Annotated in this window: 1 rRNA gene; it reads right to left on the bottom strand. The window is 56.3% G+C overall.

From position 1 onward, the window contains the following. Positions 1–195 precede the first annotated feature (195 nt). A 16S ribosomal RNA gene (locus tag HMPREF3105_RS07980) occupies positions 196–1,718 on the bottom strand. Positions 1,719–2,033: the final 315 nt, after the last annotated feature.

A 2,033-nucleotide genomic window follows, 5' to 3' on the forward strand; every position in this document is an offset into this window, starting at 1 on the left:
CCTGCTGTTCCAGGACCCAACAGTGTGCCAACACCAGCTCGCAGCCACCAACACCACCCATTCCAACCACACCCGCAAAGGCATGACGTACTCGAGCACTGCCGGCACCACCACTGGCACCATTCATTGATGTTCCACCCATGAGCAACCCGCCATCACACACGCGGTGATGCAACGGGCACTAATGCTCCTTAGAAAGGAGGTGATCCAGCCGCACCTTCCGGTACGGCTACCTTGTTACGACTTAGTCCCAATCGCTGGTCCCACCTTCGACGGCTCCCCCCACAAGGGTTAGGCCACCGGCTTCGGGTGTTACCGACTTTCGTGACTTGACGGGCGGTGTGTACAAGGCCCGGGAACGTATTCACCGCAGCGTTGCTGATCTGCGATTACTAGCGACTCCGACTTCATGGGGTCGAGTTGCAGACCCCAATCCGAACTGAGACCGGCTTTTTGGGATTAGCTCCACCTCACAGTATCGCAACCCATTGTACCGGCCATTGTAGCATGCGTGAAGCCCAAGACATAAGGGGCATGATGATTTGACGTCGTCCTCACCTTCCTCCGAGTTGACCCCGGCAGTCTCCCATGAGTCCCCACCATTACGTGCTGGCAACATGGAACGAGGGTTGCGCTCGTTGCGGGACTTAACCCAACATCTCACGACACGAGCTGACGACAACCATGCACCACCTGTGAACCCGCCCCAAAGGGGAAACCGTATCTCTACGGCGATCGAGAACATGTCAAGCCTTGGTAAGGTTCTTCGCGTTGCATCGAATTAATCCGCATGCTCCGCCGCTTGTGCGGGCCCCCGTCAATTCCTTTGAGTTTTAGCCTTGCGGCCGTACTCCCCAGGCGGGGCACTTAATGCGTTAGCTGCGGCGCGGAAACCGTGGAATGGTCCCCACACCTAGTGCCCAACGTTTACGGCATGGACTACCAGGGTATCTAATCCTGTTCGCTCCCCATGCTTTCGCTCCTCAGCGTCAGTTACAGCCCAGAGACCTGCCTTCGCCATCGGTGTTCCTCCTGATATCTGCGCATTCCACCGCTACACCAGGAATTCCAGTCTCCCCTACTGCACTCTAGTCTGCCCGTACCCACCGCAGATCCGGGGTTAAGCCCCGGACTTTCACGACAGACGCGACAAACCGCCTACGAGCTCTTTACGCCCAATAATTCCGGATAACGCTCGCACCCTACGTATTACCGCGGCTGCTGGCACGTAGTTAGCCGGTGCTTCTTCTGCAGGTACCGTCACTTTCGCTTCTTCCCTACTGAAAGAGGTTTACAACCCGAAGGCCGTCATCCCTCACGCGGCGTCGCTGCATCAGGCTTTCGCCCATTGTGCAATATTCCCCACTGCTGCCTCCCGTAGGAGTCGGGGCCGTGTCTCAGTCCCAGTGTGGCCGGTCACCCTCTCAGGCCGGCTACCCGTCGTCGCCTTGGTGAGCCATTACCTCACCAACAAGCTGATAGGCCGCGAGTCCATCCAAAACCGATAAATCTTTCCAACACCCACCATGCGGTAGGCGCTCCTATCCGGTATTAGACCCAGTTTCCCAGGCTTATCCCAGAGTTAAGGGCAGGTTACTCACGTGTTACTCACCCGTTCGCCACTAATCCACCCAGCAAGCTGGGCTTCATCGTTCGACTTGCATGTGTTAAGCACGCCGCCAGCGTTCATCCTGAGCCAGGATCAAACTCTCCGTAAAAAAATTACAGAACAACACCGTGGCAGCCGGAAATAACCACCACGACATCCATTCAATACCTAGCAGACCATCACCACACCACGGGGGTGGCAGGCGATGATCAACCAATATATGTTAAAACAATTGGCATCAACAAACTTGGCACACTATTGAGTTCTCAAACAACAGGCGCTTCCAGCTTCAGCGACCCGCTCCGCGGGCCGTTTCGCTCTGGAGCAACTTCTCCATCCTAGACCATCCGTTTCGACCGTGTCAACTCCGTGTCCGAAGCATTCACCGTCTGTTCACATGGCCGGGCTAGAAAACCTTACCACG

The sequence above is a fragment of the Micrococcus sp. HMSC31B01 genome, from assembly GCF_001816085.1.
GTDB lineage: Bacteria > Actinomycetota > Actinomycetes > Actinomycetales > Micrococcaceae > Micrococcus > Micrococcus luteus.